Annotated in this window: 31 protein-coding genes; 13 read left to right on the top strand and 18 right to left on the bottom strand. The window is 40.5% G+C overall.

Annotation, left to right across the window (positions count from 1 at the left end; genetic code table 11):
* The first annotated feature begins 227 nt into the window (after positions 1-227).
* The 5 genes from AACZ73_RS05815 to AACZ73_RS05795 all read left to right on the top strand — a co-directional run bounded on the left by AACZ73_RS05815 (position 228) and on the right by AACZ73_RS05795 (position 3,521).
* Positions 228-1,469: a pitrilysin family protein gene (locus AACZ73_RS05815; RefSeq protein WP_339876353.1), complete on the top strand. Its 1,242-nt coding sequence runs from the start codon at positions 228-230 to the stop codon at positions 1,467-1,469.
* Positions 1,466-1,948, top strand: a complete 483-nt coding sequence (gene ispF, locus AACZ73_RS05810) for a 2-C-methyl-D-erythritol 2,4-cyclodiphosphate synthase (protein WP_339876224.1) — start codon at positions 1,466-1,468, stop codon at positions 1,946-1,948. Before AACZ73_RS05815 ends, ispF begins: the two co-directional genes overlap by 4 nt.
* Positions 1,945-2,628, top strand: a complete 684-nt coding sequence (gene mnmD, locus AACZ73_RS05805) for a tRNA (5-methylaminomethyl-2-thiouridine)(34)-methyltransferase MnmD (RefSeq protein ID WP_339876222.1) — start codon at positions 1,945-1,947, stop codon at positions 2,626-2,628. The genes ispF and mnmD overlap by 4 nt, the downstream gene beginning before the upstream one ends.
* 65 nt (positions 2,629-2,693) lie before the next feature.
* On the top strand, positions 2,694-2,900 hold the full coding sequence (locus AACZ73_RS05800; protein WP_339876220.1) for a hypothetical protein: 207 nt from the start codon (positions 2,694-2,696) through the stop codon (positions 2,898-2,900).
* Positions 2,901-3,047: 147 nt separating this feature from the next.
* Complete coding sequence (locus AACZ73_RS05795; RefSeq protein ID WP_339876218.1) at positions 3,048-3,521, top strand: Clp protease ClpB; 474 nt, start codon at positions 3,048-3,050, stop codon at positions 3,519-3,521.
* Here the strand turns inward: AACZ73_RS05795 and AACZ73_RS05790 are convergent.
* The 6 genes from AACZ73_RS05790 to AACZ73_RS05765 all read right to left on the bottom strand — a co-directional run bounded on the left by AACZ73_RS05790 (position 3,518) and on the right by AACZ73_RS05765 (position 8,160).
* Positions 3,518-4,024 (bottom strand): hypothetical protein, encoded by a 507-nt coding sequence (locus AACZ73_RS05790; protein WP_339876216.1) that lies wholly within the window; start codon positions 4,022-4,024, stop codon positions 3,518-3,520. The genes AACZ73_RS05795 and AACZ73_RS05790 overlap by 4 nt on opposite strands.
* A 101-nt stretch (positions 4,025-4,125) precedes the next feature.
* The gene (locus AACZ73_RS05785) at positions 4,126-4,785 is read right to left on the bottom strand and encodes a phosphatidylserine decarboxylase family protein (RefSeq protein ID WP_339876214.1); all 660 of its coding nucleotides are present in this window, start codon (positions 4,783-4,785) and stop codon (positions 4,126-4,128) included.
* A 72-nt stretch (positions 4,786-4,857) separates the two neighbouring features.
* Positions 4,858-6,135 carry a Glu/Leu/Phe/Val dehydrogenase gene (locus AACZ73_RS05780; protein WP_339876212.1) on the bottom strand — a complete coding sequence of 426 codons (1,278 nt, stop codon included), beginning with the start codon at positions 6,133-6,135 and terminating at the stop codon, positions 4,858-4,860.
* 70 nt (positions 6,136-6,205) lie between these two features.
* A complete protein-coding gene (locus AACZ73_RS05775) occupies positions 6,206-7,045 on the bottom strand; it encodes a phosphatidate cytidylyltransferase (RefSeq protein ID WP_339876210.1) in 840 nt (279 codons plus the stop codon).
* Positions 7,029-7,235 (bottom strand): DUF2007 domain-containing protein, encoded by a 207-nt coding sequence (locus AACZ73_RS05770; RefSeq protein WP_339876208.1) that lies wholly within the window; start codon positions 7,233-7,235, stop codon positions 7,029-7,031. Before AACZ73_RS05770 ends, AACZ73_RS05775 begins: the two co-directional genes overlap by 17 nt.
* A complete protein-coding gene (locus AACZ73_RS05765) occupies positions 7,210-8,160 on the bottom strand; it encodes a CPBP family intramembrane glutamic endopeptidase (protein WP_339876206.1) in 951 nt (316 codons plus the stop codon). The genes AACZ73_RS05770 and AACZ73_RS05765 overlap by 26 nt, the downstream gene beginning before the upstream one ends.
* 37 nt (positions 8,161-8,197) lie before the next feature.
* Between AACZ73_RS05765 and dusB the strand changes: the two genes are divergently transcribed.
* Together dusB and AACZ73_RS05755 are read left to right on the top strand one after the other, a co-directional pair.
* Entirely contained in the window at positions 8,198-9,187 is a 990-nt protein-coding gene (gene dusB / locus AACZ73_RS05760) for a tRNA dihydrouridine synthase DusB (RefSeq protein WP_339876204.1), read from the top strand.
* Between the two features lie 82 nt (positions 9,188-9,269).
* Positions 9,270-10,166 (top strand): DMT family transporter, encoded by an 897-nt coding sequence (locus AACZ73_RS05755; protein WP_339876202.1) that lies wholly within the window; start codon positions 9,270-9,272, stop codon positions 10,164-10,166.
* A 4-nt stretch (positions 10,167-10,170) separates the two neighbouring features.
* On the opposite strand, the gene AACZ73_RS05750 is transcribed toward AACZ73_RS05755, so the two are convergent.
* From AACZ73_RS05750 to ubiE, 8 genes are all read right to left on the bottom strand, one after another.
* Positions 10,171-11,070 (bottom strand): peptidoglycan DD-metalloendopeptidase family protein, encoded by a 900-nt coding sequence (locus AACZ73_RS05750; RefSeq protein ID WP_339876200.1) that lies wholly within the window; start codon positions 11,068-11,070, stop codon positions 10,171-10,173.
* Between the two features lie 139 nt (positions 11,071-11,209).
* Complete coding sequence (locus AACZ73_RS05745) at positions 11,210-12,283, bottom strand: DUF3810 domain-containing protein (protein ID WP_339876198.1); 1,074 nt, start codon at positions 12,281-12,283, stop codon at positions 11,210-11,212.
* Positions 12,284-12,291: 8 nt separating this feature from the next.
* The gene (locus AACZ73_RS05740) at positions 12,292-12,873 is read right to left on the bottom strand and encodes a NifU family protein (protein WP_339876196.1); all 582 of its coding nucleotides are present in this window, start codon (positions 12,871-12,873) and stop codon (positions 12,292-12,294) included.
* Between the two features lie 78 nt (positions 12,874-12,951).
* Positions 12,952-13,686, bottom strand: coding sequence for a ThuA domain-containing protein (locus tag AACZ73_RS05735; protein WP_339876194.1), 735 nt, complete (start codon positions 13,684-13,686; stop codon positions 12,952-12,954).
* A 69-nt stretch (positions 13,687-13,755) separates the two neighbouring features.
* Entirely contained in the window at positions 13,756-14,526 is a 771-nt protein-coding gene (locus AACZ73_RS05730; RefSeq protein ID WP_339876193.1) for a M15 family metallopeptidase, read from the bottom strand.
* Positions 14,523-15,281, bottom strand: a complete 759-nt coding sequence (locus AACZ73_RS05725) for an SDR family NAD(P)-dependent oxidoreductase (protein WP_339876191.1) — start codon at positions 15,279-15,281, stop codon at positions 14,523-14,525. The genes AACZ73_RS05730 and AACZ73_RS05725 overlap by 4 nt, the downstream gene beginning before the upstream one ends.
* Positions 15,282-15,360: 79 nt before the next feature.
* On the bottom strand, positions 15,361-16,173 hold the full coding sequence (locus AACZ73_RS05720) for a porin family protein (RefSeq protein WP_339876189.1): 813 nt from the start codon (positions 16,171-16,173) through the stop codon (positions 15,361-15,363).
* Positions 16,122-16,844 carry a bifunctional demethylmenaquinone methyltransferase/2-methoxy-6-polyprenyl-1,4-benzoquinol methylase UbiE gene (gene ubiE, locus AACZ73_RS05715; protein ID WP_339876186.1) on the bottom strand — a complete coding sequence of 241 codons (723 nt, stop codon included), beginning with the start codon at positions 16,842-16,844 and terminating at the stop codon, positions 16,122-16,124. Before ubiE ends, AACZ73_RS05720 begins: the two co-directional genes overlap by 52 nt.
* A gap of 123 nt (positions 16,845-16,967) precedes the next feature.
* Between ubiE and yihA the strand changes: the two genes are divergently transcribed.
* From yihA to AACZ73_RS05690, 5 genes are all read left to right on the top strand, one after another.
* Positions 16,968-17,570: a ribosome biogenesis GTP-binding protein YihA/YsxC gene (yihA, locus tag AACZ73_RS05710; RefSeq protein WP_339876184.1), complete on the top strand. Its 603-nt coding sequence runs from the start codon at positions 16,968-16,970 to the stop codon at positions 17,568-17,570.
* Positions 17,571-17,619: 49 nt separating this feature from the next.
* Positions 17,620-18,069 carry a DUF5606 domain-containing protein gene (locus AACZ73_RS05705; protein ID WP_339876182.1) on the top strand — a complete coding sequence of 150 codons (450 nt, stop codon included), beginning with the start codon at positions 17,620-17,622 and terminating at the stop codon, positions 18,067-18,069.
* Positions 18,070-18,110: 41 nt separating this feature from the next.
* A complete protein-coding gene (locus AACZ73_RS05700) occupies positions 18,111-18,413 on the top strand; it encodes a hypothetical protein (protein WP_339876180.1) in 303 nt (100 codons plus the stop codon).
* 75 nt (positions 18,414-18,488) lie between these two features.
* Positions 18,489-18,962 (top strand): hypothetical protein, encoded by a 474-nt coding sequence (locus tag AACZ73_RS05695; protein WP_339876178.1) that lies wholly within the window; start codon positions 18,489-18,491, stop codon positions 18,960-18,962.
* Positions 18,963-19,060: 98 nt separating this feature from the next.
* Positions 19,061-20,182 carry a sugar phosphate isomerase/epimerase gene (locus AACZ73_RS05690; RefSeq protein WP_339876176.1) on the top strand — a complete coding sequence of 374 codons (1,122 nt, stop codon included), beginning with the start codon at positions 19,061-19,063 and terminating at the stop codon, positions 20,180-20,182.
* Between the two features lie 58 nt (positions 20,183-20,240).
* On the opposite strand, the gene rnhA is transcribed toward AACZ73_RS05690, so the two are convergent.
* The 4 genes from rnhA to aroQ all read right to left on the bottom strand — a co-directional run bounded on the left by rnhA (position 20,241) and on the right by aroQ (position 22,992).
* Positions 20,241-20,696: a ribonuclease HI gene (rnhA, locus tag AACZ73_RS05685; protein ID WP_339876174.1), complete on the bottom strand. Its 456-nt coding sequence runs from the start codon at positions 20,694-20,696 to the stop codon at positions 20,241-20,243.
* Between the two features lie 36 nt (positions 20,697-20,732).
* Positions 20,733-21,323 (bottom strand): MarC family protein, encoded by a 591-nt coding sequence (locus AACZ73_RS05680; protein ID WP_339876173.1) that lies wholly within the window; start codon positions 21,321-21,323, stop codon positions 20,733-20,735.
* A gap of 188 nt (positions 21,324-21,511) precedes the next feature.
* The gene (locus tag AACZ73_RS05675; protein WP_339876171.1) at positions 21,512-22,567 is read right to left on the bottom strand and encodes an aminotransferase class V-fold PLP-dependent enzyme; all 1,056 of its coding nucleotides are present in this window, start codon (positions 22,565-22,567) and stop codon (positions 21,512-21,514) included.
* Positions 22,568-22,578: 11 nt separating this feature from the next.
* Positions 22,579-22,992, bottom strand: coding sequence for a type II 3-dehydroquinate dehydratase (gene aroQ, locus AACZ73_RS05670; protein WP_283414734.1), 414 nt, complete (start codon positions 22,990-22,992; stop codon positions 22,579-22,581).
* A 244-nt stretch (positions 22,993-23,236) separates the two neighbouring features.
* On the opposite strand from aroQ, the gene xerD reads away from it, so the two are divergent.
* Positions 23,237-24,142, top strand: a complete 906-nt coding sequence (gene xerD, locus AACZ73_RS05665; protein ID WP_339876169.1) for a site-specific tyrosine recombinase XerD — start codon at positions 23,237-23,239, stop codon at positions 24,140-24,142.
* Positions 24,143-24,232 lie beyond the last annotated feature (90 nt).

Here is a 24,232-nt window from a genome sequence, read left to right as displayed (position 1 = left end):
TTTGAGCCATGCTCGATTTCATAAGGGAGCGGAGCTGATGGTTATTATTGGGGAGCTAACTTAAGCAATCATTCCAAAGTTCGCTTTTTTTTCAAAAAAAAATTGGATTGCACTCTATAAAGGGAGTGCAAATAATTAAAGTGAAGCTATAGGACTTAGGTTTTGTTAAATTCCCTTACTTCAATTAGTCAGAATTGCCAATTGTCTTAGCTTTGCAAGCTATAATTATGCTACCCTACACAAGATTTTTCCTAGAAAACGGACTGGAAGTAATAGTCCATGAAGATCATGGCAGTAAAATCGCCGTTTTCAACCTACTATATAAAGTTGGATCCCGAAATGAAAAGCTCGGTAAAACCGGGCTGGCACACTTCTTTGAGCACTTGATGTTTGGAAGCTCGGCTAATGTTCCTGTTTTTGACCGGGAGCTGGAGCGGGTCGGCGGTGCCTGCAATGCTTTTACCAGCCCAGACATCACAAATTACTACATCACGATTCCGGCTTCCAATCTGGAAACAGCATTTTGGCTGGAATCGGACCGTATGCTCCAACTGACTCTGAGTGAAAAGACGATCGAAACTCAGAGAAAAGTAGTCATGGAAGAATACAAACAGCGCTACCTCAATCAGCCTTATGGAGATGTTTTTCATCATTTAAGGGATATGACTTATACTACACATCCGTACCGCTGGCCGACCATAGGTCAAAGTCTGGATGATATCATTAATTACACACAAGAAGATGTGTGGGAGTTTTACCAAGCAAACTATCGTCCCGACAATGCAGTATTGGTGGTAGCAGGGGCGGTGAATCAAGCCGAGGTAGCCCGCTTGGCGAAGAAATGGTTTGAACCCATTCCTAATCTTACCCAATCAAACCATCAAATTCCACTAGAGCCGACCCAAACGACCAAAAGAACGAAAACTGTAGAGGCATCTGTTCCTACTGACGCTCTATACAAGGCCTATAAAATGCCCGCAAAACTGGCTCCGGGATATTTGGAAGCAGACCTGATCACGGATATTATTGGATATGGCAAATCTTCCCTATTAGAGCAGAGCTTGGTGAAAAACGGGAAGTTATTTGCTGCAGTAGGAGCTTATATTTTGGGTTCCATTGATCCTGGATTAGTAATTTTCTCTGGAAAAATGGAGTCTGGAGTCTCAGCAGAAGAGGCCGAACAAGCATTGGACGAGGTAGTGTCCAAATTTTTGACTTCTGAAATATCTGATCATGCACTCCAAAAAGTCAAGAATCAGGGTGAGGCAATGAAAACCTATGAATCCATTCAAGTGCTCAATCGCGCTATGAATTTTGCTAATTATGCGCAGCTTGGAAATCCAAACCTTTACTACGAGGAATTTGAAAATAAATCAAAAATCAAAGGAGATGAAATCATGACTTGGGCAAATCGCATAATCCGTGAAGAAAACTCCTCTGTATTATATTATAAATCTCTACCTGCATGAACAAATTCAGAATAGGATTCGGCTACGATGTCCACCAACTTAAAGAAGGCTTCGACTTCTGGTTGGGTGGAATCAAATTAGAATATGAAAAAGGTGCAGTCGGTCATTCCGATGCTGACGTTTTGATCCATGTGATTTGCGATGCGCTGCTAGGAGCTGCAAATTTGCGTGACATTGGATTTCATTTCTCCGATCAAGACCAAAAGTATAAAGGTATTGATAGCAAAATTCTTCTTTCCGAAGTTATGATTCTTCTAAGGGAAGCGGGTTATGAAGTTGGTAATCTAGATTCAACTATATGCCTCCAACTTCCGAAAGTCAACCCGCACATCCCAACAATGAAAAAGTGCCTTGCAGAAGTAATGAATGTTGCGGAAAATGACATCTCCATCAAGGCAACAACGACCGAGAAACTAGGATTTGTAGGAAGACAAGAAGGGATATCAGCTTACTGCACCGCATTAATTTATTCCGTATGAGCGAAAATCTGAAAATAATCACCACAGAGGATGGTTCACACTCATTATATAATGAAGAATTAAAAGAAACCTACCACAGTTTCCATGGAGCTTTCAAAGAATCTATCCACGTGTTCATGCTTTATGGATTGGATTCTTGGATAATTAATAACCCAAAGAAAAAGCCGCTTCGGGTTTTTGAAGTGGGCTTTGGTACAGGATTGAATGCCTGGCTTACACTGGTATGGGCTGAGCAAAATCAAGTTCCTGTTCTATACCATAGCATTGAGCCATTTCCACTAACTGAGAACATTTATTCCCAGCTCAATTATGGAGATATGGACGATGCGATTTTTCATTATAAACCATATTTGCAGCGATTGCACAAAGCTGATTGGGACCAAGGCATTATTATGTCTGAATATTTTAATATGAAAAAGGAAAAGTCCACACTTCAAGATGTGAAACTTTATCCTACCGATGTGGTTTTTTATGATGCTTTTGCACCAAGCAAACAACCTGAAATGTGGACGAAGGAAGCTCTAAATAAAGTTTGTGAGAGTATTAATCCCGGAGGGATCTTTACTACATACTGCGCAACCGGTCAATTGAAAAGAGACCTGAAGGAATTGGGGCTAGAAGTAGAAACATTGCCTGGACCTCCTGGCAAAAAAGAAATGACGCGAGGCTGGAAGAAATAATTTGCCAGTTGGAATGTAGTTTGGATAAGGTTATATAAAACCACCAACCTTTCATTAATTAACATATGAAAACTGCAATTTTTACATGGCTGTTTCTATTACCACTGCAAATTTACTCCAATAGTTATCATTCCGAACTCCCGCAAAAAACATTGCCTTTAGCATTTCAAATTGAAGCTAATTCTACAGGACAAGAAATCAAAAATTCTGAATCACGCAAAAACTTCGAAATACAAGAAGCTAATTCAAATTTCTCGCCGATTAAAGATTAGATAGTAGATATTGAATCAGGGGAAATTTAGTCTGAGGGTTATTCATTTTATAGCTGAGCTACTACTTGCTTTTCTGTATATAAAAAATAAACTTATCGACCTATATCGAGAGTTGGCAAGACTCGCCATTCTATATCCATAAGTAAAATGACCATCACAACACTCCTATTGTTCTTAAATTTTTTCTCCCCGCAGTTCACTGAAGCTGGTCAGGCTAAGCTCGAAAAGATGGTTCAGGATCGAGATGCACTTACCCAGCAATGGAAGGAATCAGAGAGTAAAAAATCAGGAATTTTTGGTAACCGTACCAAAAAAGATATGATTGAGACCAATGAGTGGCTGGAGCGCATTATCGCAAAGGACAATCTGATCATGGACGAACTTCGGATGATAGGAGACATTGAAACTACTACAGCCACCCAAACTGGTGAAGACTACAAAGCCATAGCTTTTAAACAAGAAAAAGATGTACAGGCTCTCCGCAGAGCAGTTGCTAATCGGGACAAATCTATTGAAGAAATGCTCTCTACCCGAAGAACATTTGAATGGACTACCACGATATTTTTTCTTACGACTTTGGGATTGGGGTATTATGTGTATAGAAGCAGGAAATCTGCTTAATCGACTCTCACAAAGGTTTCGGAAGGAAATTCAATACAGTCGTCACTATTTGGATTTATTTTCCAGCAATCTTCCTGAAAAGTAAATTGACGCAAATCACTGGAAAAGGTCAACTTGCCTTTTGGTACCCTGAAAAAGTCTACTATCCCCGGAGACAAATCTTTTTTTGGAACATATAATGGAGCGTTTTCACCACCTCCGAAATGAATTAGCGCATCATCATAATAATATTGAAAAATATCCCCCTCTAAATTGTACCAAGAAGTGGAAACCAGTCTATAGCCTAGATCCTCTCCTATTTCAGATTCTCTAACTGTAGAAGCAATATCAAAAAGACTGTCATTTCTAAAGCTATAACTATCCACAAACCATACATCTAAGGAGTCCGAGTAATTTCGGCTTTCCCAAGTACCAATTAATGGAGATCTCGGCTCTTCGGCATCAGAGCAACTAATTAGTGAAATAGAAATAAATGCTAGAATAAGTAAGGATAAGGATCTCATAGGATAAAAATTTTAGTAATATATCCCCTACGAACTAAAGACTTTAATCGTTATAGAAATTCAAACTAATCTAAAAGTATTTCACTTGAAAGCTGAAGTTTTCATTTTAACCTTGCAATAGGAGTTCTTCCTCCTTTGGTTTTCTCTTCAAGGTCAACTAAGATTTCAGCATCCAAAGGAAGGTATACATCCACTCTGGAGCCGAACTTAATAAATCCGAATTCTCCCCCCGAAGCTAATTCAGATCCTGGTTTCACATACCATTTGATTCTTCTGGCCATTGCTCCTGCGACCTGCCTAACCATAAGTTTTGTGCCATTTTCATGAGTTACCACCATAGAAGTACGTTCATTCTCAGTACTTGACTTAGGATGCCAAGCTACTAGGTATTTTCCAGGGTGATATTGGAAAAATTCCACAATTCCTTTTATGGGAGATCTAGTAATGTGCACGTTGATGGGAGACATAAAAATCGACACTTGTCTACGGTTTTCTTTAAGGTATTCTTCTTCCAAAGTTTCTTCAATCACTACAACTTTCCCATCAACAGGAGCATAGACCAAGTTTTCATTTGTTGGAAGTTTAAAAATCGGACTTCGGAAAAACTGCAGTATAATCAGATACAATAAAATACTTCCTAATACAGCAACATTAGAAAGTACCCTTGCATCCGGCATGAAATAGATGATTAAGTAATTACCAGCTACCAAGATAATCAGCAGCCAAAATAACAAAACTCGTCCTTCTCTGTGTATAGTCATAATGTTTAAAACTAAAAGGCGTGGAGATTTCCCCACGCCTCAAAGATAAAATATTCTTTCGATAGAATAGGCTTAGAATCCTCCTCTGAATGTATATGTCTTCGCAACTTTATCAATAGCAACGATATAAGCTGCAATTCTCATCGGCACTTCATACTTCAATGAAGTCTGGTAGACCGTATCAAACGCATCTTTCATGATTCTGTCTGAACGACGGTTTACCCGGTCAGCAGTCCATTTGTAGCCCAACCTATTTTGTACCCACTCGAAGTAGGAAACGGTTACACCGCCCGCATTTGCCAAAATATCCGGCACTGCCATAATTCCTTTTTCATTGATTATAGCATCTGCTTTTGCGGATGTTGGTCCATTTGCACCTTCTACGATCAGCTTTGCTTTGATGTCATTAACGTTGTGAATTGTGATCACGTCTTCGACCGCAGCTGGTACTAATACATCTATTTCCAATATCAGCAAATCACCAGCATCCAACATCTTTTCTCCACCTGTGAATCCTTCAAGGTTACCACCATTCGCGTCACGGTACTCGATAGCTTCTACGATGTTGATACCCTTTTCGTTATAAAAAGCTCCTGTATGATCAGAAATAGCAACGATCTTCAAGCCTCTTTCTTCCAGCAATCTTGCTGCCCAAGAACCCACATTTCCAAAGCCTTGCACTGCGCAAGTTGCTTGGAAAGGATTAATTTTCAGTTTTTGCATGGCTGCCAAAGCGGAAACCATAACTCCACGTCCGGTAGCTTCAGTTCTTCCAAGAGATCCGCCAAGTACAAGTGGCTTTCCTGTCACCACTGAGCTGACAGTCATCCCTTTGGCTTTAGAATACTCATCCATAAGCCAGGCCATTTCTCTAGGTCCCGTACCCATATCCGGAGCCGGAATATCCTTGTCTGGCCCAAAAACATCCAGCATGGATAAAGTATAAGCTCTGACCAGACGCTCGATTTCTCCCTTAGACATTTCTCTAGGATTACATCTCACACCGCCTTTACCACCACCATAGGGAATATCCACTACAGCACATTTCCACGTCATCCATGCCGCCAATGCGCGTACCTCATCGATATGTACATCTGGAGCAAAGCGGATTCCGCCTTTTGCCGGGCCAAGAATATTGGAGTGGATTACCCTTATACCTTCGAAGACTTGGATTTTTCCATTGTCCATCGTGATAGGTAGGGAAACGATTACTTGTTTGGCAGGATTTTTCAAGACATTGTACACCTCATCAGAGAGGCCTAGCTTTTCAGCTGCAATGTTGAATCTTTCCATCATTGACTCCAAAGGATTTTCTTTGTCCTTAATCGGAGCCGGTTCAATGTAAGCCATATTTGGGTTTGATTTAGTTATTCAAATGCGGTGCAATATTAAGCAGATTTTCAATCAACTGAGGGTGTAATTAGAAGATTTTCAAAAAGGCAGTTATAAATGGGGCCGAAAGTAACAATCCGTCAAAACGATCCATAAATCCACCGTGCCCAGGAAGCCCTCTCCCAGAATCCTTTATTTCAATAGAACGCTTGAACAGCGACTCAATCAGGTCTCCATAAGTACCAGCTATGATAATAATCCCTGCAATCACCAACCATTTCCAATCTTCAATGACGTGAAAATATCTTGTCAGAATGAATGCAACTCCTATAGCTGAAAAAGCTCCTCCGAGAAATCCTTCCCAGGACTTCTTTGGCGAAACACGTTCGAATAACTTAGTCTTACCAAATTTTGTTCCCGCAAAATAAGCTCCCGTGTCACTCGCCCAAAGAATCATAAGACATCCAATGATAATCTCATAATTGTAGGTAGCTCCTACAGAGAATACGGAAAGGTTAAGAAGCGAAAATGGCACAGCAACATAAAAAAGGCCTAAAAAAGTATATGCAACGCCAGTAAATGGTTTCTTATCAGTTTTCTTATATAGCTTGATAAAAAAAGTAAGCGATACGATCGGAAAAATAAAATAGAAGTATTTCATAGGTAAATGTTCTTTTTCCACCAGAAATGTCAGTGAAAAAATCATCAAACCCAGAAATGTCCCAAAACTCTTCAGCGGAAGCATTCCGTCCAAGCCGCTAAGCTTGTAGAACTCCATTTGGGAAAATGCTAAAATCGCCGCGAAAACCAGAAAATATGCATAGTCAGAATATATGCACCCGCCCAGTATTACCAGTGCTCCAAATAATGCTGTGATTGCTCTCTGACCTAGATTACTGTAGTTATTAATACTAAAACGTGATCTCATTCTGGATAAGGTTATTCGCCAAAATTAAATCTTCACGCTGCACATGCACCTCGTAGTTTCCAAAAATCTGATAAACGGTTTCCTTTTTATTCAATATGACAGCTTGTATTTTATGCTCCTCCAACACTCCTTTCACTATCTCAGCTCTCACTTGCATTGGACTTTCAAACACCTTGTTCCAGTTCTCCATTGGGTTTATTTATTTTCTTAAAGTAAAAGATTCCTGCCAAAAGAACCAACAAACCAATCATCGCAGCAGGATAGGAAACCGTATCCGTAGATTCCATATCGAAATCAATCATCCCTTCATTAGAAGCATATACCATCAATACAGTGACGGTATTGTTTATTATATGTGCGAATATTGGATAGGTAAGACTTCCAGAGTAATAATAAAGGTAACCAAACATACCTCCTAAAAATAATCGCGGAAGAAAACCGTAAAATTGAATGTGAATGGCCGAGAATATAAATGCCGTTAACCAGATCCCTACATGAGCATTCCCGGTATATAAGTGCATTTTGGGCTGGATCAATCCTCTAAAAAACATTTCTTCACCAATACCAGCTAATATACCTATTACCAAAACGCCCATGAGCAATTCTGGAATGGTCTGAAAATCGGTTAGAAATTTAGTCATTTCCATTAACTGAGTTTCCATTTCCTGCATCCAGCTTTCCATGCCGGACATAAATTCAGGAAGAACCAACTGTGAATTCCAGTAAACCAGTATTCCATTGAATAGCATTCCACCCAAAGCAATTAACAGCACCAGCCCAGCTCCAGCAGGATTGAATCTTGGCAGTTGAATTTCCCAATGAAGATCAGCTTTATCTATGAAATACATAATCACATACGCCGCCACCCAAAATCCTATTCCAGAACCAATACCCTGTATAAAATACATTGCCATCCGACCATTTGGATGAGAATAATCACCTAAAATAAGGCCCATGATCTCTTCCATGCTGATATTAAATAGCATTGGAGCCACAGCAAGCGCTATTACTTGAAGTACTATCAGCACGCCAATTGACACTAAAACCGTGACTACCAGGGATAAAAGCCAACTCTTTCTCTTGGCAATTTCAGATTCAGTTTCGTATATCTCCATAATTGAGGTAAATTTACGTGCAAATTTAAAATAAGAAGTGGTTAAGATAGGAAACTTGGAGTTAGGAGACTTCCCATTGTTGCTAGCACCGATGGAAGATGTCAGTGATCCGCCGTTCAGAGCAGTCTGCAAACAGAATGGCGCGGACCTCATGTATACAGAATTTATCAGTTCAGAAGGCTTGATCCGGGATGCGGCAAAAAGCGTGGCGAAGCTGGATATTTTCGATTATGAAAAGCCAATCGGTATTCAGATTTTCGGAAATGAAATCGCCTCGATGCGGGAAGCAGCAGCCATAGTAGAGGAAGCCAAACCGGATATACTGGACATTAATTATGGCTGTCCTGTGAACAAAGTAGCATGTAAAGGTGCCGGCGCTGGAATCCTTTTGGATATCGATAAAATGGTTTCCATGACTGCCGAAATCGTAAAAGCAGTAAATATCCCCGTAACAGTCAAAACACGACTTGGATGGGACAATGACACTATTCGTATAGTCGAAGTGGCTGAGCGCCTTCAGGATGTAGGGATTCAAGCGATCAGTATACATGCACGCACGCGAAAGCAGATGTATAAAGGTGAAGCTGACTGGAGCTATCTAAATAAAGTTAAGGAAAATCCCCGCCTGCATATTCCAGTTTTCGGAAACGGAGATATTGATTCACCTGAAAAAGCTCAGGAGTACAAAAGCAAGTATAACGTAGATGGCATGATGATTGGCAGAGCATCAATCGGCTATCCCTGGATCTTTAATGAAATCAAACATTTCCTAGCGACTGGTGAAAAGCTTGCCGCCCCGGGATTGGAAGAAAGAATAGCTGTCGCAAAAAAACACTTGGACTTCTCTGTAGAGTGGAAAGGTGAAAAACTCGGTATACTCGAAATGAGGAGACACTATACCAATTATTTCCGCGGTATGCCTAATTTCAAACAATACCGCGCAGAAATGGTCACAGCGGAAACCTATGGGCATGTATGCGAGATTTTGGAACAGGTTTCGAATGTCTATGCAGATCACGTATTTTAGTAGAAAGTTAAAATGTGGTAGAGTTGATATATCATTTACAACTTTACCACTTTCCTTTTTCGCCACTTTCCTACTTCATTAAATGTCAACTACCACCAACGACAGCAACCTCAAAAACTGGGGTTTACTCATTCTTTTGTCCTTGATCTGGGGCAGTTCATTTATCTTGATCAAAAGAGGCCTGGAGGTATTTTCTCCTGGAGAAGTGGGAGCATATAGAATAGTCGCTGCCGCCACTTTCTTATTGCCTCTTTCCATCCCAAGGATCAAAAATCTCGATAAAACTCAGATCAAAAATCTGATCATTGTAGGACTAGTTGGAAGTTTCATTCCTGCATTTCTTTTTGCGAAAGCGCAAACCCAGCTCAGCAGCTCTCTAACGGGAGTTTTGAATGCACTGACTCCCCTTTCCGTGGTTGTAATCGGTGCTTTGTTTTTCCATTCTAAAATCACCCGCAGGAATGGAATCGGCTTAGCCATTGCATTTATAGGAGTGTTTATACTGGTGACTGTGAAAGAAGGAGCTGGATTCGGAGCTTTTGCAGATATTAATTCCCATGCGTTCTATGTGATCCTTGCTTGCATCTGCTATGGTTTTAATCTCAACATCATCAAATACCGTTTCCAAAAACTCAAACCTATTGAAATCACTGCGATCTCTCTAATCATGGTGTTGCCAGCGGCTTTGATCTATCTGATGGCAGGAACACAGTTTTCTTATAAAGTAGTAAATATCGAAGGTGCACTTACTGCATTGGGATATGTCACATTGCTAGGCGTGATGGGAACAGCGATTGCACTGATCATCTTCAATGTAATGGTAAAGACTGCCACACCCGTTTTTGCTGCTTCAGTAACTTACATCATCCCCATTGTCGCAATATTCTGGGGAGTATTGGACGGCGAAGTTTTGCTTTTCGGTCACTATATAGGAATTGTTGCAGTGATCATTGGAGTTTGGTTTGGCAATAGAAAATAATCGATCAATCAGGATTTCCAGCCAAAAAGGCTTTCAGCTCTTTTTTGCTCATTTCTGCAGTGATTACTTCTTCTGGATGCACCACATTTAAGCGTTCACTTTTAGCTAAGTCTGAAACTCCTTCCTTAGATATAAATTTCATAGGCACCATCTCATACTTCAATTTTGACTTACCATCTTTTACAGGTTTCATATTAGCTAATCTTACATGTAAACCTGAGTTGTAGTCTTCTCCTCCTGATTCTGCTAAAACATCTCCGGGAAACACCTCTTGACCGAGCTTAACTTTTTCACTGCCAGGACGCAAAACCATTATTTTGGTTAATGAACCATCATCATGGAAAAGCTCTATATAGTTTTCTGACCGATCAAAAGCTAAATTATTTTTATCAGGATATTTATTCATACTGATTTCTGAGACCACTCCTTTACGAGGGGCCAATATTTCTGTAGGCATGTCAAAACTAAATGAAACACCAACATAATCTGTATTTTCCTTATTTGGTTGGAGCTGATTCTCTATATGAGTCATTCTATTTCCTGTTACAACAGTGCCTTCAGACAAGGGAATTAGATATAGAGGATCCTTTTTGGATTTACCGAAATAATCGCCCTTTATAAAAGAATAAGTATACGCAAGACTGGTAGTCTGACCTTCTTTTACACGGTTTAAGGTTGCAACTTTTGATTTTCCCGGTCTAGCCACCACCAGACCTGAATTACCCGATGAGTTTAAATTTGCACGTTCCGTATAATCAATTAATATCGTATAAGGTACATTTCCCATATTAGTCACATATAATTCCATGCTTCCTTCCTCGCCATTTACAGTTTGCATGGTAATTTGAGCTATAGCAATTTGACTAAAAAGTAACACCCATAAAGTGGCTATAAACGTGCGCATAAGTTGTTTTTTAAATAAAAAGATATTTCTTGATAGGATCAGGAAAAATAAGGATCGATTAGAACGAAAGTCAAAATAGTAATTTTGTAAGATCCGTTCAAACTAAATCTAAAAAAGTCAATAGAGATTTATAGTTGCTCTACTCCCACTTCATCCGCTCTCTCCAAGCAAAAGCTAATTTTGGTAATTGCTGATAGCTATTAATTCCTGCTTTCACTCCTTGGGTCTTAAGAAATACATCATTCGTCTTTCTACTCAATTCGAGTGAATAAGCTTTGATGGCTTCACTGGCTTTTTGCAGAGAAATTAAATCATTTCTCACTCCTCTATCTAAAGTTTTCACCCACTCCTTATAATCTTCAGGCGCCATTCTATAATAATCCCGGATCTGGTAAGTCAATAATCTCAACTGACCAGAGTAGCGTAGCAAAGGATCATCCGAATTGGTGCAGATCACCCAAGCAATAAAATTTGCTTCGCCCTCGTCTGTCACTCCATAGCTATGCGCCATTTCATGGGCGACGGTAAATGGTTTCTCCAGCGCATGCAAGGTAGGATCAATGTAGCTTTCTCCTGTAAAAGGAAAATAAATCCCGAGAATCCCCATCTTCCGCATAAAGCCTGGAGGAGGAAAAAGCTTTGTCCGAGGTCTTCCAGTAAAATTCAGTCCCAACATATCCAAATTATCAGCGATGTTGGCTCTTACAAGTTTTTCCAGATCTGGATAAGGCAAAATTTCTTCGATGGCTGTTGTGTCCAGAGTAATGGAATTGCGGTACTGCTGGACCAAGCGCTGAGTAATCAGCACTTCGCTTTTCAGCTGTTCCAAATTCATGGACTTGGGACTTAGGCCCAATTGGTCTACAATTGGTGTTCTCTGGTAATTAAACCCCCAGAGAAAAAGAAAAAAGAAAATCAATGCACCCAATCCATTTGTCAACGCACGTAAGGAATAGAGTACTTTGTTTTCCCAACCAATATTCTTGCGAAGCTTGTAAAGGTAGATCCCCAAGACTAGCATCACTGAGACTATAAACAAATAAACGCTGGGAAAAGGCAATCTTCCCAGCGTTATATCAATTACATTCCGGATTCCCGGAAAGAAAATTCTAGAATAAATAGTATCCGTTGCCTCTGGGTTTTGAGCCGCCACATAGCGTATCCCCAAAGCAATAACTCCAAGAATCGCCCAGGACCAATCTCTCTTACCCATAAAAAAGATTAAACTCCTTCTGCTACCACTTCCTTAACTTCAGGAAGCATTCTGGTAAGAAGGTTTTGAATACCAGCTTTCAATGTCACCGTACTGGATGGACACCCTGAGCAAGAGCCTTGCAACTGTACTTTTACCACTCCTTCATGGAAGGAATGAAAAACTATTGCTCCACCATCTTGCTCCACCGCAGGGCGGATATATTCATCCAAAATTCCTTTGATTTTTTTCACTACTTCAGAATCATTCTCATCGAAGAGCGGATCTTTATCAAATCCAATAGGAACAGGAGCTTTTCCAGCTTCCAAATAGTGCTTGATATGATCACGTACTATGCCTTGGATCTCCGCCCATTCTACTGATTCAGATTTGGTGACCGTCACAAAATTTGAAGCAATAAATACGCGCTCTACAGCCGCAAAGTTAAATAATTCTAAGGCAAGGGGACTGATTTTGGCACTTTCAGCATCCGGAAAATCAAAACTTACCCCCTCGTCTACCAACATAAAATTGGCGACAAATTTCAGGGAATTCGGGTTCGGATTGGCCTCCATATAGAGGTGTACAGGTCTTGCTTGTGCTTTTAGCATGGTATTCTTGATTTTTGTTTAGAAAACCGATTTGCCGGCATTAAGTTCCAGCAAATCCCATTTTCATAACAAATGTACTTATTTGAATGGATGACCGGTAGCGGCATACCAAATACCACCGTAAAGGTGCTTCAGAAAAACATCATCTTCCCAAGCAGAATCCACATGACCTAAAGCAGTATAAAACACTCTTCCTCCTTCAAACTCATGATACCAAGCCATTGGATGATTTTCACCATTCCCTTTAGCTACTTTGTAAGTACTTTCATCCGCTTTGATTAAGACTTTCAAATCTGGATTGATGTCTTTGTATTCGTATAATTCATCTGTCCACATCCAGTTTTTTGGTAAGTGCCAGGTTGCAGGATGATTCTGATCTACCACATCCAAACGCAGGGTTTGCTGAGCTGGGTGAGATAGGAAGTATGCTCCCATCATTTTGTTATACCAAGGCCAATCGTATTCAGAGTCTGCTGCTGCATGAACTCCAACTATACCTTTTCCACTTTGGATAAACTTCTGCAAAGAAGCACGTCCAGCTTCATCGAAAATTGTCCCGGTTGTACTCACCAAAATAAGTACATCATACTTCATCAGGCTTTCTTCTTCCAATACTTTAGGGTCTTCGGAAGTGTAGACACTAAATACCTGCTTTTCACCCATTTTCTTTAGAGCTGCGACAGCGTTCGGGATGGACTGATGGCGGAAACCTGCTGTTTTGGAATATACTAAGGCTTTGAATTGCTGAGCAGGTGCAACTGCAGCAATGCTGAAAATCAGCAAAAGTGTGAAAAAAGATTTTTTTAAGGACATAGGATTTGAGTTGTTGGGTATATGAATATTGAAAATTGCTTTTTATGCTTAAACACTGTTAAAAGACTTTTACTTAATGATTTCAAACTTTTCTCCTGCTTCTTTTCTGGAGAAGGCATTGAAGTGCCACCATTCCGAACCAATTCCAGAGAACCCATTGGAGGTCATTACTTTTCTTAGGATATCCCGATTTGCAATTTGCGCTTTGGTCAATTTCCCTTCGGCCAGCATTTGTTTTTCCCGGTCAGGATAAGCTGGATATCCAAAGTAATCATAACCGGTCCCCATATCCAAGGTGGAATCTGCTTTGGTATCAAAAATAGTCAGGTCCACCGCCACTCCGAAATTGTGTAAACTTCCAACTTTGGGATCTGCTACATAAAGTGGCTTTACACTATCTGGCTTATCCAGATTGTCCCAAAGAATCTGCTGGACGCTGGATGGACGTACTCCATCATACACCAGTAGAGTGTAATCGGGATTCTCCGCCTGAAGCATTTCCTGCGCATTTTTCATTAACCCAGCTACTTCAGGCTGAAGAAATGCTTTGGTTAAGTCACCATACACGTCCTGCCCAAAAAAATTATCCGTGGTCGAGTACTTAAGTTCTACTTTTATGCCTGGGATCTCTTTCTCCAAATCAACCAATCCTTGTGCTGTCAGCTGCTTTTCCAATTCTGGAATTAGTGTATCCTGTACCTGCTCTTCATTTATTTTCGCATGATCTAAGCCTTCCAATAATTCAAGCTCCTCTTCGATCACATTCACTTCACCTGGAGAGCAACTCCAAATGGCAGTAGCAATTGTAAGCAGTTGAATAGTACGATTAAATGACTTCATTTCTTTCTATTGACAAGTGTGGCAGAGGCCTGAGAAGTAGGAAGCACCACCACATCAGCAATGGTCACATGAGCAGGCCTAGTTACAGCAAACTCTACGATATCTGCAATATCCTGAGCGACCAAAGGTTCTATTCCCTGATAGACAGCATCCGCTTTATCTTCATCCCCTTTAAACCGAACCAGTGAAAATTCTGTCTCCACCAGTCCGGGATGAATTGCGACCACACGTATACCGAAGGCATTTAAATCTAATCTCATCCCTTTTGTAATTGCATCCACAGCATGCTTGCTTCCGCAATACACGCTTCCATTAGGATATACTTCCTTTCCCGCTATAGATCCTATGTTGATGATCATGCCCGATCTTCGGACTGTCATTCCAGGAATAACTGCCCTGGAAACATATAATAGGCCTTTCACATTGATATCCATCATCGCATCCCAGTCATCAAGATTCGCAGTTTGTACCGGATCAATACCGTGCGCATTTCCGGCATTATTAATCAGCACGTCGATTGCTTTCCATTTTTCAGGCAGATTCTGAAAGATGTCTGACACTTTTTCCCTATCACGCACATCAAATATTAAGGGTAAAAAATCAACTCCTCCAGGCAATTCTGACTTCAACTCTTCCAGACGGTTTCCACGTCTTCCTGTTGCTATTATATTATAACCAATCTTGGCAAGGGTAAGGGCAGCGGCCTTGCCGATTCCGGAAGTTGCTCCGGTAACCAAGGCAATTTTATTTTTCATATTTCAATATAGTAAAGAGCTTTAGACACAAAAAATCCTGAGTGTAGATACTCAGGATCTTTAAGTGTTGTCCCATGAATTACTGAAAATTCAGATAAATAGTAATGCTTTTCCTTTTGATAGACTCGATGGCACCCTGTAGGTCGGGACGTGTATTTTCTGCCTGATAGATATTGTTCAATCCATGTGAAAAGCGGATCTCGGGAGCAAACTTGAAGTATTTGAAATAAATCTCAAATCCCATCCCTGCCTCTAGCGAAATATCTTGACCAGTCATCACGATGTCATCTACGTTGGCTTCATCCTGACTTTTGGTACGAAACTGATAGCTTCCTCCACCTATAAAATACATTCGGGTGTTATTGAATCTTACGGAGCGGTATTTGAAAAGCAATGGCAACTCAACCATAGTAGCTTCAGAGCTGTACTCCATGATTTTCCCCAGATTTTCTTCACTAACAATAACATCACCTCCGATTATTTCTGAATCGATCTGATCGTTAAAATAGCTCACCTCGGTCTTATATTCATAGAATCCAACCTTTGGCGTAAAAAGCAATTGTACCTGATCATGAAGCCTAAGTATACCGATAAATCCCAAAGAAAATCCTGGAGAAAACTTCGTCTGAATGCTTCTAACTTCGGAAAACGGACTGGTACTACTGGTAGCTTGGTCAAGAAACCGATCAGAATATTTTAACCTCAGCGTACTGTTATGAGCCGCCAAGAAAAACCCATAGGACAGCGTGCGGTCATCAGAACCTGAATTGGATGACAATCCGAACATACCTTGCCCAAACGCTGGAATCCCTACCAAGAAAAGTACAATGCACGAAAGGACTATTTTGTTCCTACGTAGATTGAGCTTATACCAAATGTGAGTGGTTTGCATAAGTTGCTTGTGAATCCGACACTATTCATTATTCTCAGAAAATCCATTCCGTCTGGAAAGGCCTGTACTGACTCCGGAAGATAAGTATAAGCAGAATTGTCTTTGGATACAATTTTACCGATTTGAGGCAAAATAGCTTTAGAGTAAAACGCATACGCTTGCTTCATTGGTGCTTTTGTTGGCTTACTGAATTCCAATATCACCACTTTCCCGCCTGGCTTCAATACTCGATACATATCAGCCAATCCCTTCTCCAGATTCTCAAAGTTCCTGACTCCAAAAGAAACGATCACAGCATCAAACTTATTATCTTCAAAAAGTAGCCCTTCAGAATCACCAAGCTGAAGATCAATTTTATCTTCCAGACCTTTTCTCTTCATTTTTTTCCGGCCTTCCTCGAGCATTCCTTCGGAAATATCCACTCCGATGATCTTATCCGGATTTAATGAAAGTGCCTCAATAGCAAAATCTCCAGTACCGGTAGCGATATCCAAGATCAGTTTGGGCTCATCATCTTTCAGATATTTAATTGCTTTTTTTCTCCAACTAATATCAATTCCCATGCTGAGCACATGGTTGAGCAAATCATATTTGCCTGAAATGTTATTGAACATTTCTGCTACCTGATCTTTTTTGGAATCTTGCTTGTCTTTATAAGGTACTACGGCCATCTGAATTCTGTCTTTGAAAGGGCAATAATAGCGAAGAAACACGAGGAATGGAAAATTGTTCTAGTTTGCCTTCGTCCTTTGCATTTCATATAATGTCGTACTTTTGTAAACAAATACTAGCAGATGATCCAGAAAGCCACCTTTGTAATCAGTAATTCGAACCCCGGAAATTGCCCAAAGCCAGACCGCGCTGAGATTGCTTTTATAGGCAGATCAAACGTGGGGAAAAGCTCTCTGATCAATATGCTAGTCAACCAAAAAGGACTGGCAAAAACCTCACAAAAACCAGGTAAAACCCAATTGATCAATCACTTCATGATCAATGACAAGTGGTACCTTGTTGATCTACCTGGTTACGGTTTCGCTAAAGTAAACCTGAAAGTGAAGCAGGGATGGGAAAGTATGATTACTACCTACCTTACCAAAAGAGAAAATCTTTGTGGCGTATTTGTATTAATCGATAGCAGACTCCCACCACAGCAAATAGATTTGGAATTTTTGCTTTGGTGCGGAACTCAGGAAGTGCCTACAGCCTTGGTATTTACCAAAGCAGACAAGCAATCCAAGTCAAAAACCGATCAAAACATCCAGAAGTTTTTGAAGAAAACCAGGGAGATGTTTGGAGAAAATCCAGACTATTTCGTCACCAGTGCAGAAGCTAGCACCGGGAAAGAAGAATTAACCAAGTTTATGGAAGAACTTGTTACAGAATATGAAGCTAGGTGAATCATTTAATTGATAATCCTATATTTGCAGCCTCGAAAAAATAAAACAGATGAATTTTAAAGATCTTGCCACAGTAGCCGGTAAACCCGGTTTGTTCAAAGTTTTGAAGCCTTCACGCACAGGAGTAATCCTAGAGAGTATGGATGCGAAGAAAACCAAGCTCGTTGCAGGCATGTCCCAGCGTGTATCTATTCTCAGTGATATTTCTATCTACACCTTAACAGAAGAGGGAGCTGAGCCATTAGAATCTGTAATGCAAAAGATTGAAGCTGAATTTCAAGGCGATCTTGGCCTTGATAGCAACCCAGATGATTCAGAGCTAAGGGCTTTTATGAAGCATATCCTTCCGGAAGTGGACGAAGCGAGAGTATATACTTCCGATATCAAGAAGCTAATCACTTGGTACAAGCTTATTCGTGAGCAGGCTCCCGAGGTATTAGAGCCAGCTGGTGAAGAAAAACCTGAAGAGACTAAGTCTGAAGACAAACAAGACAAATAATTACTAGCCCCGATTTGAATTGGGGCTTTTTTAATACACTCATGAGTGATTCATCGTCTCAAGAAACTTTTCTTCTTCTGCAAAAGGATTTTGACTTGCCCGAAAAAGTTGATGAATTTGACGAAGAAAAAGCTATCACTCTTCTTTCTAAGGTCATTTCATACATGCTGGATCGGGAATTTGAGCGTTTACTTCAGATTTGTTATAGAATAGATTTGGGAGAGGAAAAACTCAAAAGAATACTGCAGGAATCTGATCCCGATCAGGTTGCATCTGATTTGGCTCAAGCCCTTTGGACTAGACAGAAACAAAAAGTGGAAATCAGAAAACGGTATTCCCCATAATAGTTACTTCGAATTAAAAAAGGTTTTCAGGGTATTTTGCCTATTTTAGATTTTCTAATCTACACTGCTATCACTATGAAATATCTGTACAAACTTTCCTTTTTAGTCGCTTTGGCTAGTCTTTTAACATTAGGATCATGCAGTGAAGATGAGAATGAACCACCTAAATCAGATGCTGAATTAATTGGCTCTGGTATCGCTTGGAAATTCAGCGCGGTTACTGCTGCCGGTATTGATGCCAGTAGTTATATAGACGATTGTTATTTGGACAATTTATTGACATTTAACTACCAGCCCCCTACCAACGTAGGAGTTGTGGATTCTGGCGCTACTAAATGCGATGATTCAGCACCTCAGACTACGGATTTCACTTGGGAATACGATGAATCTACAAAAGTGCTATCTGTCGATACAGAAGTAATAGAAATTCCTGGGGCTGTTGGTGAGATTAAAGTAGTTAGCGTATCTGCTACACAGTTAGTGCTCTCACAAAGTGTAAGCCTACCTGGCTTTGGTACTCAGGAAATTGTACTCACTTTAGTTCACTGATTCCTACACCGAATCATAATTTATAAATCAGGAAGTAGTCTATGCGTTTGTGAACGCATGGAGCCTACCTTTTTTTCTCATCTCTTAACTCTCTAATTATGGCAAATCCAATCTGGATTATGACTTCTGCTTTTGACCAACTTAATCTTGACCAAACGATAGATAAGGCTATAGAAATTGGCGCTCAAGGACTAGATTTATGTGTTTTTAGAAAGGATGGCACGAGAGATGATTTTGTGGCAACACACCTTGATTATGAAAACTTCGGGTCTGAGGAAGCCAAAAACCTCATAGACAAATTCAACGGCAAACAGCTTCGACTTTCTATTGGAGCTTTTGATAATCTAATCGGTGGAAATCCCGCAGAGCGAATTAAGAACCAAAACCATCTATTGAGACTAATCCGAATGGCTTATTTGCTTGGCGGAGATGAAAACGACGTGAAAGTCGGCACATTCGTAGGTTACAATCAAGAACTCGGAAATCAAGAAGGTGGGTTTGAGAAAAATCTGTTGGAATATCAGCGAATCTTTGGCCCAATAATCCGCTATGCAAATAGCCTAGGCGTAACAGTTCTCTATGAAAACTGCCCAATGGAAGGCTGGAGAAGTTCAGGGCATTTCGGCACATTCAATAACTTGACGGGGGTTTTGGCTGCACGGAAAATCATGTATGATTTAATCCCCGAGTCCAATCATGGGGAAATCTATGATCCTTCTCACGACGTTTGGCAGCATACCGATCCTGTAGAAGTGATCAAAAACACGGACATGAATCGCCTGAAGAGAATCCATGTGAAATCCACCCGAAATAACCCGGATCCATTCTGGGGGAATATGTATCCCATGCAGGAAGTTCGAGCTGAATGGGCTGAAAAAGCAGGGATAACTTCCAGCACAAATCCTTGGGATAGACACCACTACGAGGCTACTCTTCCAGGCTTTGGACTAGGCGATTCTATGGATTGGAGAGCTTTTGTAAATATTCTAAAGGAACGTCAGTTCTCTGGCCCTTTTGAAATTGAAAATGAAGCTGTTCTTTCCAAGCAAACTGGGAATATGGGAGCAATCGTCCAGGGCTGTAAAGCTGCTGTTCAAAACCTCGCTCCTTTACTTTATGAGTTGGGAGAAAATGGCTGGCAATATCCTGAGTCAGCATACAAACCTCTTTCAGAGGTGAATAGAGCCGACGTTCCCTTGATGACAATGGAGAAATTATAAAATCTGAAGTCTGAAGTCTGTGTTACATTTTCAGACTTCTGAATTTAAATTTTAGATTTTACTTCTGGCTTTCTTCGTATCCAGTATCTGCTTTCAGATCAAATCCCTCTGCGGCCTGCACCGCAAGCACATCACAGCGCTCATTCTCGATGTTGCCTGCATGACCTTTTACCCAGATGAATTTGGGTTTGTATTTCAGGTGAAGTGGAATATAGCGTAACCAGAGATCTGGATTTTTCTTGTCCTTGAAGCCTTTTTTCTGCCATCCCCAAAGCCACCCTTTTTCAATAGCATCCACCACATATTTGCTGTCTGAATAAATCTGAACAGGAAATTCAGTTGTGTTAATAGCCTGTAAGGCACGAATTACAGCCAGCAACTCCATGCGGTTATTGGTCGTCAATCGAAAGCCTTCAGATAGTTCTTTGCGGTGTTTTCCGAATTTCAGAACGGCGCCATAGCCTCCCGGACCAGGATTTCCCTTGGCAGCGCCATCAGTGTAAATGGTAATCATGTCGCAAAGAAAGTCAAAATGAAGGAGAGAAAAAGATTAAATCCCAGAATCCACGCCGATTGGGAAAGCATTCGTCTTGAAAATCTTCACAGCAATAGAAAGCAAAATAATTCCAAAAATCCTTCTCAGGACATCCAGACCGGTCTTACCGATTTTCCGCTCCAGCCAACCTGTACTTTTCAAAACGATATAAACCAAGATCAGATTTAGAAGAATTCCTATCCCAATATTTATCTGAGCAAACTCAGCTTTGAGAGTCAAAATAGTAGTCAAGGTACCAGCTCCAGCAATTAGGGGAAAAGCGATAGGCACGATAGAAGCACCGTCTTTGGCATCAGGATCAGACTTGAACAACTCAATACCCAAGATCATCTCAGCTCCAATCGCAAAAATGATCAGTGCTCCGGCAATTGCAAAGTCCTCCACCCCGATTCCAAAAAGTCCCAAAATGGATTTTCCTGCCAAAAGAAATAATATCATCAAAACCCCGGCTGCCAAAGTGGCTTTCTCAGATTGGATGTGACCAACTTTCTGCCTCAAATTGACGATGATTGGGATAGAACCGAGGATATCAATCACCGAGAAAAGGATCAAAGACACCGATAAAATTTCCTTCAAATCAAACATGCCGCGAAAGTAGGAAGATTTTAAGATAAGACCGAAGATTTTAAAATTACGAAATGATAAAGAAAAATTCTTTGCAATATTCTTCGCGAACTTTGAGTCTCGGCGGTAAAAACAAAAATGGTCCAAGTTTATAAACTTGAACCATAGATTTTATTTTTAAATTTCTGACTTCAGCTTTCTGAATTTCTTTAATATTTCCCCAAAAACCCAATCAACTTATCCATCTCAGCATTGGTGATCGCAGGGAAATTGGCGATTCGGAAACTGGTTGGCTTATGCGGACCATAACCAGAACCCAGCTGCATTCCTTCCTTTTCAGCATCCTTTTTCACTGCTGAAATCAATTCCTCAGGACCAGTTACCGCCAATACCGTAGTACTTCTAGTCTCTGAATTGTCCACAAGCATTCTGAGTGACTTGGATTGAGCCACGGCATTTTCCAATTTTTTCATACGCTCGCGAAGATTCGCATCGATGTGCTGGATTTCTTCCAGGTCTTTCAAAACTCGGTTAAGCAAGTAGATCCCCAATACATTTGGAGTATAATGAGTCTGGTAGCCAGCTGCATTTTCAAGGATAAAACTCAAAGAATTGTATAGCCCTTTTTCTCCTTTGCTTTCGCATTTTTCTATGGCTTTTGGAGAAAGAATCAAAATCCCCAAACCTGCTGGAAGTCCAAAGCACTTTTGCACTGAACCATACCAAATATCCGCCAAACCGAAGTCAAACTCGATTCCTGCTATAGAAGAAGTAGTATCAACAGCGATCATTTTCTCAGGATATTTTTCCTTGATCCCTTCGATTATAGACATCGGAACCTGCGTCGCATTGGCAGTTTCATTTTGCGTCAGCGCGATCAGATCAAAATCCTCAGAAATCTCCAAGTTCGCTACATCGAGCGTTTGATTTGCTTCGATTTTCAGACCGTCAGTTGCTAGATTGATATGCTTCGCAAAGCCAATCCACTTTTTCCCGAAAGAGCCAGAATAGATATGAAAACTCGCTTGCTGCACGATAGACTGAGTGATAATTTCCCAGTTTTCGGTCGCACTTGAAGTGAAAAGCAATTTGTAATCATCCGGCATATGCAGCTTTTCGCGCATCAACTGCTCAGTTTCCTGATACAAATGCATGAACGCATTGCTGCGGTGATTGGCACTCAGAATACCTTCATTGTAGGCATCTTGCAAATAAGTGGGAAGGGCATCATAAACTTTAGATGGCCCGGGAGCAAATGTAAGCATAGGTAAATAGGTTATTGAAAATAGAGAATTCCTAGGGCGTATCCTTTTAAGCCAAGACCTGAGATCATACCGACACAGGATTTGGAAATAATGCTTTTGTGGCGGAATTCCTCACGCTTATAAATATTCGAAATGTGTATTTCCAGCGTAGGCGTAGTCACTCCCGCGATGGCATCTGAAATGGCTACCGATGTATGCGTGTAGCCTCCTGCATTCAGCAAAATGGCATCAAAAGAAAACCCTACCTCGTGGATCTTATTGATCAGCTCACCTTCCACATTACTTTGATAATAATGCAGTTCAACATCCTGAAAAGCTTTTTTCAAACCCTCAAAATATTCTTCGAAAGAAGTGCTTCCATAGACTTCCGGCTCTCTTTTACCCAGAAGGTTAAGATTTGGGCCGTTAATAATCATTATTTTCATGTGCTTGATAATTGATTCTTAATCGTCACATAGCCTGTCCCGATTTTCTTCGGGAGAATCTCGCATTGATGATAAACATCGCAATGTGTGACTCTTGATTTATGCTCGATTTCAAAACAAAATTCGGTTTGATGGTTTCAAATCAAAGGTAATTGGTTTCTGGTTGGAAAGTTAAAACCTTTCAACATTTGAACCTTCCAACTTTCCAACCTAATTTTCCAATATTTCAATTTTTAATCTTCCAATGAGCAATCTCTGGCAAAACCATATCAAGCAATTCCGTCACTACCTCAAGCTGGAGCGGTCTTTAAGCGAAAATTCAATTGAAGCTTACACCCGGGATGTAGAGAAATTGGCGGCATATTCTGAGGTGACTTTCCCTGAAAAAAGCCCGCTCGAGCTGGAATTGGAGCACTTAAGGAAGTTTGTAAATGACTTAGCCAAACTGGAAATATCAGATTATACACACGCTAGAATTATTTCGGGGATCAAAGCTTTCTACAAATACCTGATGTATGAAGATAGAATTACTGAAGATCCAGCTCAACTTTTAGAAGCTCCGAAACTTGGCAGAAAACTACCAGACACGCTGAGTTATCAGGAGATTGTCCAGCTTTTAGAAGCGATTCCTCTTGGTGAACCGGAGGGCCATCGCAATCGCGCCATGCTAGAGATGCTCTATAGCTCTGGATTGCGAGTTTCAGAATTGACAGAACTGAAAAAAGGACAGGTTTTCGAAGATGTTGGATTTCTTAGAGTGACAGGAAAAGGTAACAAAGAGCGCTTGGTTCCCATCGGAAAAGATGCTTTGAAATACCTGAATATCTATAAAAATGAAGTGCGGGTGCATCAGACCATCGCCAAAGGACATGAGGAATTTGTCTTCCTTAACCGGCGGGGTAAGAAACTGACTCGAGTGATGATTTTCCTAATTATTAAAAAGACAGCTGAAATGGCTGGAATTGAAAAGAATATTTCTCCTCACACATTCCGACATTCTTTTGCCACACATCTGATAGAAGGCGGTGCTGACCTACGTGCCGTACAGGAAATGCTCGGCCATGAAAGTATTACGACAACAGAAATTTACACCCATTTGGACAGGGATTATTTGAGGCAGGTGTTAACGGATTTTCATCCGAGGAAATGATTGTTTTTTGCTGGAAGCATATTAAAGTTTTAAGAACAATTAATTAAATACCTAGTTTTTATATTCTTTAAACTATCTATATTGTTGTCT

This window comes from uncultured Algoriphagus sp., from assembly GCF_963974835.1.
Classification (GTDB): domain Bacteria; phylum Bacteroidota; class Bacteroidia; order Cytophagales; family Cyclobacteriaceae; genus Algoriphagus.
Note: the sequence above shows the minus strand (reverse complement) of the source record. Positions and strands in the feature narration are given on the sequence as shown.

Excerpts from the sequence above, each read along its gene's own strand:
- AACZ73_RS05815 (WP_339876353.1), top strand. The coding sequence starts at position 228 with ATGCTACCCTACACAAGATTTTTCCTAGAAAACGGACTGGAAGTAATA.
- ispF (WP_339876224.1), top strand. The coding sequence starts at position 1,466 with ATGAACAAATTCAGAATAGGATTCGGCTACGATGTCCACCAACTTAAA.
- mnmD (WP_339876222.1), top strand. The coding sequence starts at position 1,945 with ATGAGCGAAAATCTGAAAATAATCACCACAGAGGATGGTTCACACTCA.
- AACZ73_RS05800 (WP_339876220.1), top strand. The coding sequence starts at position 2,694 with ATGAAAACTGCAATTTTTACATGGCTGTTTCTATTACCACTGCAAATT.
- AACZ73_RS05795 (WP_339876218.1), top strand. The coding sequence starts at position 3,048 with ATGACCATCACAACACTCCTATTGTTCTTAAATTTTTTCTCCCCGCAG.
- AACZ73_RS05790 (WP_339876216.1), bottom strand. The coding sequence starts at position 4,024 with ATGAGATCCTTATCCTTACTTATTCTAGCATTTATTTCTATTTCACTA.
- AACZ73_RS05785 (WP_339876214.1), bottom strand. The coding sequence starts at position 4,785 with ATGACTATACACAGAGAAGGACGAGTTTTGTTATTTTGGCTGCTGATT.
- AACZ73_RS05780 (WP_339876212.1), bottom strand. The coding sequence starts at position 6,135 with ATGGCTTACATTGAACCGGCTCCGATTAAGGACAAAGAAAATCCTTTG.
- AACZ73_RS05775 (WP_339876210.1), bottom strand. The coding sequence starts at position 7,045 with ATGAGATCACGTTTTAGTATTAATAACTACAGTAATCTAGGTCAGAGA.
- AACZ73_RS05770 (WP_339876208.1), bottom strand. The coding sequence starts at position 7,235 with ATGGAGAACTGGAACAAGGTGTTTGAAAGTCCAATGCAAGTGAGAGCT.
- AACZ73_RS05765 (WP_339876206.1), bottom strand. The coding sequence starts at position 8,160 with ATGGAGATATACGAAACTGAATCTGAAATTGCCAAGAGAAAGAGTTGG.
- AACZ73_RS05755 (WP_339876202.1), top strand. The coding sequence starts at position 9,270 with ATGTCAACTACCACCAACGACAGCAACCTCAAAAACTGGGGTTTACTC.
- AACZ73_RS05750 (WP_339876200.1), bottom strand. The coding sequence starts at position 11,070 with ATGCGCACGTTTATAGCCACTTTATGGGTGTTACTTTTTAGTCAAATT.
- AACZ73_RS05745 (WP_339876198.1), bottom strand. The coding sequence starts at position 12,283 with ATGGGTAAGAGAGATTGGTCCTGGGCGATTCTTGGAGTTATTGCTTTG.
- AACZ73_RS05740 (WP_339876196.1), bottom strand. The coding sequence starts at position 12,873 with ATGCTAAAAGCACAAGCAAGACCTGTACACCTCTATATGGAGGCCAAT.
- AACZ73_RS05735 (WP_339876194.1), bottom strand. The coding sequence starts at position 13,686 with ATGTCCTTAAAAAAATCTTTTTTCACACTTTTGCTGATTTTCAGCATT.
- AACZ73_RS05730 (WP_339876193.1), bottom strand. The coding sequence starts at position 14,526 with ATGAAGTCATTTAATCGTACTATTCAACTGCTTACAATTGCTACTGCC.
- AACZ73_RS05725 (WP_339876191.1), bottom strand. The coding sequence starts at position 15,281 with ATGAAAAATAAAATTGCCTTGGTTACCGGAGCAACTTCCGGAATCGGC.
- AACZ73_RS05720 (WP_339876189.1), bottom strand. The coding sequence starts at position 16,173 with ATGCAAACCACTCACATTTGGTATAAGCTCAATCTACGTAGGAACAAA.
- ubiE (WP_339876186.1), bottom strand. The coding sequence starts at position 16,844 with ATGGCCGTAGTACCTTATAAAGACAAGCAAGATTCCAAAAAAGATCAG.
- yihA (WP_339876184.1), top strand. The coding sequence starts at position 16,968 with ATGATCCAGAAAGCCACCTTTGTAATCAGTAATTCGAACCCCGGAAAT.
- AACZ73_RS05705 (WP_339876182.1), top strand. The coding sequence starts at position 17,620 with ATGAATTTTAAAGATCTTGCCACAGTAGCCGGTAAACCCGGTTTGTTC.
- AACZ73_RS05700 (WP_339876180.1), top strand. The coding sequence starts at position 18,111 with ATGAGTGATTCATCGTCTCAAGAAACTTTTCTTCTTCTGCAAAAGGAT.
- AACZ73_RS05695 (WP_339876178.1), top strand. The coding sequence starts at position 18,489 with ATGAAATATCTGTACAAACTTTCCTTTTTAGTCGCTTTGGCTAGTCTT.
- AACZ73_RS05690 (WP_339876176.1), top strand. The coding sequence starts at position 19,061 with ATGGCAAATCCAATCTGGATTATGACTTCTGCTTTTGACCAACTTAAT.
- rnhA (WP_339876174.1), bottom strand. The coding sequence starts at position 20,696 with ATGATTACCATTTACACTGATGGCGCTGCCAAGGGAAATCCTGGTCCG.
- AACZ73_RS05680 (WP_339876173.1), bottom strand. The coding sequence starts at position 21,323 with ATGTTTGATTTGAAGGAAATTTTATCGGTGTCTTTGATCCTTTTCTCG.
- AACZ73_RS05675 (WP_339876171.1), bottom strand. The coding sequence starts at position 22,567 with ATGCTTACATTTGCTCCCGGGCCATCTAAAGTTTATGATGCCCTTCCC.
- aroQ (WP_283414734.1), bottom strand. The coding sequence starts at position 22,992 with ATGAAAATAATGATTATTAACGGCCCAAATCTTAACCTTCTGGGTAAA.
- xerD (WP_339876169.1), top strand. The coding sequence starts at position 23,237 with ATGAGCAATCTCTGGCAAAACCATATCAAGCAATTCCGTCACTACCTC.